Annotated in this window: 7 protein-coding genes and 1 pseudogene; 6 read left to right on the top strand and 2 right to left on the bottom strand. The window is 59.2% G+C overall.

Annotated features, from left to right (window positions below):
* From ACRESD_RS04010 to mddA, 4 genes and pseudogenes are all read left to right on the top strand, one after another.
* Positions 1-129: pseudogene (locus tag ACRESD_RS04010) on the top strand (carboxynorspermidine decarboxylase); the annotation flags it as partial.
* Between the two features lie 28 nt (positions 130-157).
* A complete protein-coding gene (locus ACRESD_RS04005; protein WP_431749738.1) occupies positions 158-1402 on the top strand; it encodes a saccharopine dehydrogenase family protein in 1245 nt (414 codons plus the stop codon).
* Between the two features lie 362 nt (positions 1403-1764).
* Positions 1765-2271 carry a DUF6622 family protein gene (locus ACRESD_RS04000; protein WP_431749737.1) on the top strand — a complete coding sequence of 169 codons (507 nt, stop codon included), beginning with the start codon at positions 1765-1767 and terminating at the stop codon, positions 2269-2271.
* A gap of 206 nt (positions 2272-2477) precedes the next feature.
* Positions 2478-3251 carry a methanethiol S-methyltransferase gene (mddA, locus tag ACRESD_RS03995; protein WP_431749736.1) on the top strand — a complete coding sequence of 258 codons (774 nt, stop codon included), beginning with the start codon at positions 2478-2480 and terminating at the stop codon, positions 3249-3251.
* A gap of 180 nt (positions 3252-3431) precedes the next feature.
* On the opposite strand, the gene glsB is transcribed toward mddA, so the two are convergent.
* Positions 3432-4340: a glutaminase B gene (glsB, locus tag ACRESD_RS03990; RefSeq protein WP_431749735.1), complete on the bottom strand. Its 909-nt coding sequence runs from the start codon at positions 4338-4340 to the stop codon at positions 3432-3434.
* Between the two features lie 135 nt (positions 4341-4475).
* Positions 4476-4886 (bottom strand): hypothetical protein, encoded by a 411-nt coding sequence (locus tag ACRESD_RS03985; protein ID WP_431749734.1) that lies wholly within the window; start codon positions 4884-4886, stop codon positions 4476-4478.
* A 110-nt stretch (positions 4887-4996) separates the two neighbouring features.
* Here ACRESD_RS03985 and ACRESD_RS03980 point away from each other — a divergent pair, with 110 nt between their 5' ends.
* Together ACRESD_RS03980 and ACRESD_RS03975 are read left to right on the top strand one after the other, a co-directional pair.
* The gene (locus tag ACRESD_RS03980; RefSeq protein WP_431749733.1) at positions 4997-5851 is read left to right on the top strand and encodes an AraC family transcriptional regulator; all 855 of its coding nucleotides are present in this window, start codon (positions 4997-4999) and stop codon (positions 5849-5851) included.
* Between the two features lie 175 nt (positions 5852-6026).
* Positions 6027-7103, top strand: coding sequence for an LLM class flavin-dependent oxidoreductase (locus ACRESD_RS03975; RefSeq protein WP_431749732.1), 1077 nt, complete (start codon positions 6027-6029; stop codon positions 7101-7103).
* Positions 7104-7187 lie beyond the last annotated feature (84 nt).

Raw genomic sequence — 7187 nt, 5'->3', positions numbered from 1 at the left:
TACACCATGGTCAAGAAAAACTGGTTCAACGGCCTGAAAATGCCGTCCATCGTAGTGAAACAACTCGACGGTACTGTCGAGGTGGTTCGTGAATTTGGTTACGACGACTACCTGTCCAGCCTTTCGTAAGCTGGCGGATAAAGGAGAGATAAAGCAATTGAAAAAGAACGTTCTTATCATTGGTGCAGGAGGTGTCGCCAAGGTGGTGGCCCACAAGTGCGCGCAGCACAACGACGAACTCGGTCGTATTGCTATCGCGTCGCGCAACATCTCCAAATGCCAGGCCATCATCGACAGCGTCAAGGCCAAGGGTAGCCTCAAGGTTCCCGCCGACATCCAAGCCTTCGCGCTGAACGCCCTGGACGTGGAAGCGACCAAGGCCCTGATCCGCGAGACCGAATCGCAGATCGTCATCAACGTAGGTTCCGCGTTCCTCAACATGTCGGTGCTGCGCGCCTGCATCGATACGGGCGTTGCCTACCTCGACACCGCCATCCACGAAGAGCCGGGCAAGGTCTGCGAGACCCCGCCGTGGTACGGCAACTACGAATGGAACCACCTGGAAGAGTGCAAACAGAAGAACATCACCGCCATCCTTGGCGTGGGCTTCGACCCGGGTGTCGTCAACGCGTACGCCGCGCTGGCGCAGCAACAGCATTTTGACCGCATTGATTCGATCGACATCCTCGACGTCAATGCCGGCTCCCATGGCAAATACTTCGCCACCAATTTCGACCCGGAAATCAACTTCCGCGAGTTCACCGGACAAGTGTGGAGCTGGCAGAACAGCCAGTGGACCAGCAACACCATGTTCGAAGTCAAACGCACCGACGACCTGCCGGTCGTCGGTTCGCAGAACCTCTACCTCACCGGCCACGATGTAGTGCACTCGCTGTCGAAAAACCTCGACGTGCCCAACGTGCGTTTCTGGATGAGCTTCGGCGAACACTACATCAACGTGTTCACCGTGCTGAAGAACCTCGGCCTGCTCTCCGAAAAACCGGTCACCACCGCCGAAGGCGTGGAAGTGGTGCCGTTGAAAGTGGTCAAGGCCGTGCTGCCCGACCCGTCATCGCTCGCTCCGGGCTACACCGGCAAGACCTGCATCGGCGACCTGGTCAAAGGCACCAAGGGCGGCCAGCCACGTGAGATGTTCATCTACAACGTGGCCTGCCATGAAGAAGCCTTTGCCGAAACCGACAGCCAGGGCATCTCCTACACCGCAGGCGTCCCTCCAGTGGCTGCTGCCCTGTTGGTTGCCCGTGGCGAGTGGGATGTAAAACACATGGCCAACGTCGAGGAACTGCCGGCTGAGCCGTTCCTGAAGGCGCTGGACGTGATGGGGTTGCCGACTCGGATTAAAGACGAGCACGGTGATCGGGCTTGGGATGCAATTGCCTGATAGGCGATCGTTGACCGAACAAAAGAATGCGCCCTCCGGGGCGCATTTTTTGTTTGGGTAGAAACAGCCCTCACGACCAATAAGGTCAACTGTGGGAGCTGGCTTGCCTGAGATAGTGATCTTTCAGTGCCAGATGTATTGGCTGATCCACTGCCATCGCAGGCAAGCCAGCTCCCACATGGGTTCTCCAGTGATAGTTATTCCAGGTTTCTTGCACCCTGTGCACGAACCGGCGCCGGGGCTGACCTTGGCGTTGGGCGGCAATGGCTGTGGGAGCGGGTTTTCCCGCTCCTGTTCTCATCATTTCGTCACATAGCCTGACGCAAAATAGCCGACCTTCAACGCTCAAGGACGGGACCCACTTGGACTACCTCACCCACACCCCGCGCTGGGTATTCGCCCTTTTTATCGCCCTGTGCGTCTTCGGTGCACTGCAAACCCGCACCCGCCGCGTGCGCCCCGCCCTCGCCTTGCTGTTGCCCATCGGCATGCTGGTTCTGTCGGTAGCCGGCGTCCTGCAATACACCACCCATTGGCGTGCGGGCCTGGCTTACTGGGGCCTTGGGCTGGGGTTCAGCGCATGGGGTATTTCCCGCGTCCTCAGTTCCCGCTTCGTGAGCCACGATGCGGACGATGGTCGGCTGACCGTAAAAGGTAGCTGGCTGCCTTTGCTGGTGATCATCGGCATCTTCATCACGCGCTATGCGCTGGGGGTGGCGCATGCCCTGCACGCACCCGCCCTGGAACTGTGGCAAGTACAAATGGCCGTGGCTGCGACACTGGGTGCGTGGAGCGGCTACTTTGCGTGGCGGGGTTGGGTGTGTTGGCAGGTGGTGCGGTTATCGCGGCTATCGTCGGGGCTGGCATAGTACTCTCCCGCAGCGACCCGCCAGCAGGGCTTGAGTGTGGCCTGGTACAGCTTATTGGATCGATTGAACATCAGTTGAATCACCAAATATTCTAAAGAACTGTCAACACTCACAGGTTGCTTTACCCCCTTGTCCCGCTAGCCTTAGTGAGCCGAACTCAGTCCTCAACCGGCTCACCCCTTCACCATGTGCGAAAGGAATCGTCCATGAACCCGCAAAAACACTCGAACAACCTCCCGGCGAAGCTCGCGGTGTTGGTGTACAGCAGCGGTTGCTACCTGATTTTCCTGGCCACGTTTTTATACCTGATGGGCTTCGTGGGGAGCGTCCTGGTACCCAAGGGCATCAACGAAGGGCCACTCATCGACTGGCCACTGGCAACGCTGATCAACTGTGTGCTGATCCTGCTGTTCGGCGTCCAGCACAGCGTCATGGCGCGTAAAAGCTTCAAGAACGGGCTGGCCGCATTCGAACGCTCCACCTATGTGCTGCTCAGCAGCCTGGTGCTCGCATTGCTGTTCTGGCTGTGGCACCCCATCACCTACATGGTTTGGAGCGTTGAAACAGCCTGGGCAAGAGCCCTGTTGACGGGACTGTCCTGGCTGGGCTGGGGCATCGTATTGCTGGCGACGTTGTTGATCAGCCACTTCGAACTTTTCGGGCTCAAACAAGCCATTGACCGCTGGCGTGACGCCGCACAACACGCCCCGACATTCAGAACGCCGCTGCTATACAAGATCGTTCGTCACCCACTTTACCTGGGGTTCTTGATTGCCTTTTGGGCAACACCGGACATGACGGCAGGTCATCTGCTGTTTGCGGTGGGGCTGACGGCTTATATCTTTATCGGCGCCCACATTGAAGAGAAGGATCTGGTGGTGCTGTTTGGTGAGAGATATCGCCAGTATCAGCGTGAGGTCAGCATGATTGTGCCGGTGCCGAAGAGGAGGTCCAAGGGATCGAAAAAAGATAGCGAATAGGCTCTGCCGTCGATGATCCACGATGTGGGAATTCCATCAACGACATCGCCTTTATTACCGTGGGCCAGTTGGTAAAACTATTGGTTCTGGTGTCACTGCAAACCACCGACTTCAGAGGGTGGATTTATTTGTAGCACTCAAGACCAGAGATTAAGGTCGTCCCCGCACAAGGGAACGGCCTCAAAACACCGACCACCCAATCCGCTCACTCAACAACTCCAGCGCCTTCATTCCCGCCAGGGAGTTCCCCGCCGCGTTCAACTCCGGCGACCACACGCACACCGTAAATTGCCCCGGCACCACCGCGACTATGCCACCGCCCACGCCACTCTTGCCCGGCAGCCCCACGCGGTAGGCGAAGTTGCCCGCTTCGTCATACAAACCGCTGGTGGCCATGATGGAGTTGACCTGTTTGGTCTGGCGCGCGGTCAGGATCTGTTCGCCGCTGTGGGCGCTCGTGCCTTCGTTGGCGAGGAAGCTGAATGCCTTGGCCAGGTCCAGGCAGCTCATCTGCAACGCGCAGTAGTTGAAGTAGCTGTGCAGTACTGCATCCACGTCGTTGTGGAAGTTGCCGAAGGACTTCATCAGGTACGCCATCGCGGCATTGCGTGCGCCATGCTGGGCTTCGGATTCGGCGACAACGCTGTTGACCAGGATCTGCGGGTTGCCCGACAGGCGCCGCACGAAGTCACGCATCGACAAAATCGGCACGGCGAAGCGTGATTGGTTGATGTCGCAGATCACCAGCGCGCCGGCATTAATGAAGGGATTGCGTGGTCGGCCGCGCTCGAATTCCAGTTGCACCATGGAGTTGAACGGTTGCCCGGACGGCTCATGGCCCAGGCGTTCCCAGATAGTTTCACCGCCGTGGTCGATGGCTTGTACCAGGCTGAAGACCTTGGAAATGCTCTGCACCGAAAACAAGGTGTCGGCGTCACCGGCGCAGTAGGCCGAGCCGTCATTGCCGTATACCGCGATACCCAGTTGGTTGGCGGGCACGTCGGCCAGGGCTGGGATGTAGTCGGCGACTTTGCCGAGGCCGATCAGAGGGCGCACTTCGTCGAGAATCGACGAAAGCATCGCCTGCATGTCTTGTCCTGTCATCTGTCTTTGAATCGGTGATAAGCGGGGCGCGGAGGATACCTCAAACAGGTGATTTTGCGGCGGCTATCCAGCTCAGCGCCTCGCTAAAGCTGGACAGCTCCCACACTGATCGGTACTGCTTCAAAAATGCGCCACATCCGACACCCGCTCATCCAACACATCCCGCGCCAATGCCCAGGCCTGGTCCTTGGATTCCACCACCAGCAGCGGATAACCCCAGGCCTTGCCGAACGTCACGGCAAACGGCTTGAGCGCCAGGCGCTTGGCCGCACTGGGTTCCACCTGGATCATGCCTTTGACGAACGCCCGCAGCGCCGGTTTGTTTTTCTTCATCCAGATGGACGCGTGCTTGCGCTCTTCGTGGGAGTGCTCGTGGTTGTTTTCGTCCACGGCTTTTTCATGCAGCAATATGAAGGGTTGTTGTCGAGCCAGCAGGCCTTCGAAGATCACAAAGGCGTCTTCCGGGCCGGCGTTGTTCGGCGCGTCGAAGACGATTTTCACTACAGGGAAAGTGGTGCTGTCGAGTCGCATGGCAAAGCTCCTAAATGAGAGTGACTCTCACTATAGAGACCCGAGCGCTGGACAGCATTGCACAGAATAGCCAGACTATTTCGCAATTCAGCCAAGATGCGATGCCCACTATGAAACACCACCGCCTTGAGATGCACGACCCCTCGATGTCCAGGGATGCCGACCTGTTTCCCCGTGCGGTGGTGGCAGTGGGCGCCAGCAGCACGTCGGCCACTTGGGAGCATCAGCAGCATGCCCACCGTAAGGGCCAGTTGATGTACACCTTGCGCGGCGTTATCCATTGCGAGATCGAGGCGGGTATCTGGATCGTGCCGCCACAGTGTGCCCTGTGGATTCCCGGCGGCCTGCCCCATGCGGCCCGGGGGTCGGGTGAGGCCCATGTGTATTGCCTGCTGATCGACCCTGACGCTACCCGCGCCCTGCCCCCGCAATGCTGCACCCTGGCGGTGTCGGGGCTGTTGCATGAGTTGATCAGCAAGGCGGTGAGTTTTCCGCGGCTGTATGACGTCGATGGCGCCCAGGGACGCCTGATCAATACGTTGCTGGACGAGCTGGCCGAGGCTCCCATCGAAGCCCTGCACCTGCCCATGCCTCAGGACCCAAGGCTGCGCCGCCTGGCCGACAGCCTGTTGGCCGACCCCGCAGACAAAGCCAGCCTCGGCCAATGGGCCGTACGCATCGGCATGAGCGAGCGCAGCATGACGCGGTTACTGCTGGAAGAGCTGGGCTTGAGTTTTGGCCGCTGGCGCCGGCAGTTGCATGTGATTTTGTCCCTGCAACGCTTGGCCAAGGGCGACAGTGTGCAACGAGTGGCGCTGGACCTGGGTTATGAGAACGCCAGCGGCTTTATCACCATGTTCCGCAAGGCCGTCGGCCAACCGCCGGCGCGTTACCTGGCCGATCGCATGGGTGCCACCGGCCCTAGCGACCAACCGAGCATTGCGATGGCTGACGCGACTGAGTGAGCCCCATAAAAATGCAAATTTCTAATATATAAATATAAATGTCATTCGACTTTTTAATGATTAGGTTAGAACCAATCGGCATTTTACAAGGCTCGTTCCGGGCCCTACTTTTGACCCGGATAACCGACCCCTTGCCCGGTGGAGGTGCTGTCCCCCAACCCATCAAGGAGTGACCATGAGCATTGAATTCATCGGCTATATCGGCGGCCATCACGCTTCCGAGATCCATCCGCGCAGCGGCCCGGTGTTGCAACCCGAGTACGTGGAAACCGTGGCCCGCGCCCACGAAGAGGCGGGCTTTGACCGCGCCCTCGTGGCCTTCCACTCCAACAGCCCGGACAGCACGCTGATTGCCGCCCACGCCGCCAGCGTCACCCAGAAGCTACAGTTTCTCATCGCCCACCGCCCCGGTTTTACCCAACCCACCTTGGCCGCGCGCCAGTTCATCACCCTGGATGTGTTCAACGGCGGGCGCACCGCCGTGCATATCATCACCGGTGGCGATGACCGTGAACTGCGTGCCGACGGCAGCCATATCGGCAAGGATGAGCGTTACGCGCGTACCGACGAATACCTGAGTGTGGTGCGCCAGGAATGGACCCGTGACAAGCCCTTCGATTTCGCCGGCACCTACTATCAGGTCGAAGGTGCGCACTCAGCAGTGAAGTCGCCGCAGCAGCCGCATATTCCGCTGTACTTCGGTGGTTCCTCGGACGCCGCAATTGCGGTGGCAGGCAAACATGCCGACGTGTATGCACTGTGGGGTGAAACCTACGAACAGGTGCGCGAAACCGTGACGCGGGTGCGTGCGGAAGCGGCCAAGCATGGGCGCACGATCCGCTTCAGTTTGTCACTGCGGCCGATCCTCGCCGAGACCGAGGAGGCCGCCTGGGCACGTGCCGAAACCATCTTGCAGCAGGCCACGGCGCTGGCCGAGCAGGCTGGCTTTGTGCGACGTGAGCCGCCGAATGAAGGCTCGCGCCGCTTGCTGGCAGCGGCAGCACAAGGGACACGATTGGATAAACGCTTGTGGACCGGGATTGCCGGGTTGCTGGGCGCGCAGGGGAATTCAACGTCATTGGTCGGCACGCCCGAGCAAGTCGCCGAAGCCTTGCTCGACTACTACGAACTGGGTATCACCACGTTCCTGATCCGTGGGTTCGATCCGCTCAATGATGCGATTGACTATGGCAAGCGCTTGATTCTCCTCACCCGCCAGTTGATTGCGCAACGAGCTCAGCAAGTCGCATAAGACACAAAACCCAAGTGGGAGGGGGCTTGCTCCCGATAGCGATGGATCAGTCATACATCGGGTGACTGACACACCGTCATCGGG

The organism is Pseudomonas sp., assembly GCF_050739995.1.
Taxonomy (GTDB): domain Bacteria; phylum Pseudomonadota; class Gammaproteobacteria; order Pseudomonadales; family Pseudomonadaceae; genus Aquipseudomonas.
Note: the sequence above shows the minus strand (reverse complement) of the source record. Positions and strands in the feature narration are given on the sequence as shown.

Coding starts and splice junctions, on each gene's coding strand:
- ACRESD_RS03980 (WP_431749733.1), top strand. CDS start 4,997: ATGAAACACCACCGCCTTGAGATGCACGACCCCTCGATGTCCAGGGAT.
- glsB (WP_431749735.1), bottom strand. CDS start 4,340: ATGCAGGCGATGCTTTCGTCGATTCTCGACGAAGTGCGCCCTCTGATC.
- ACRESD_RS03975 (WP_431749732.1), top strand. CDS start 6,027: ATGAGCATTGAATTCATCGGCTATATCGGCGGCCATCACGCTTCCGAG.
- mddA (WP_431749736.1), top strand. CDS start 2,478: ATGAACCCGCAAAAACACTCGAACAACCTCCCGGCGAAGCTCGCGGTG.
- ACRESD_RS03985 (WP_431749734.1), bottom strand. CDS start 4,886: ATGCGACTCGACAGCACCACTTTCCCTGTAGTGAAAATCGTCTTCGAC.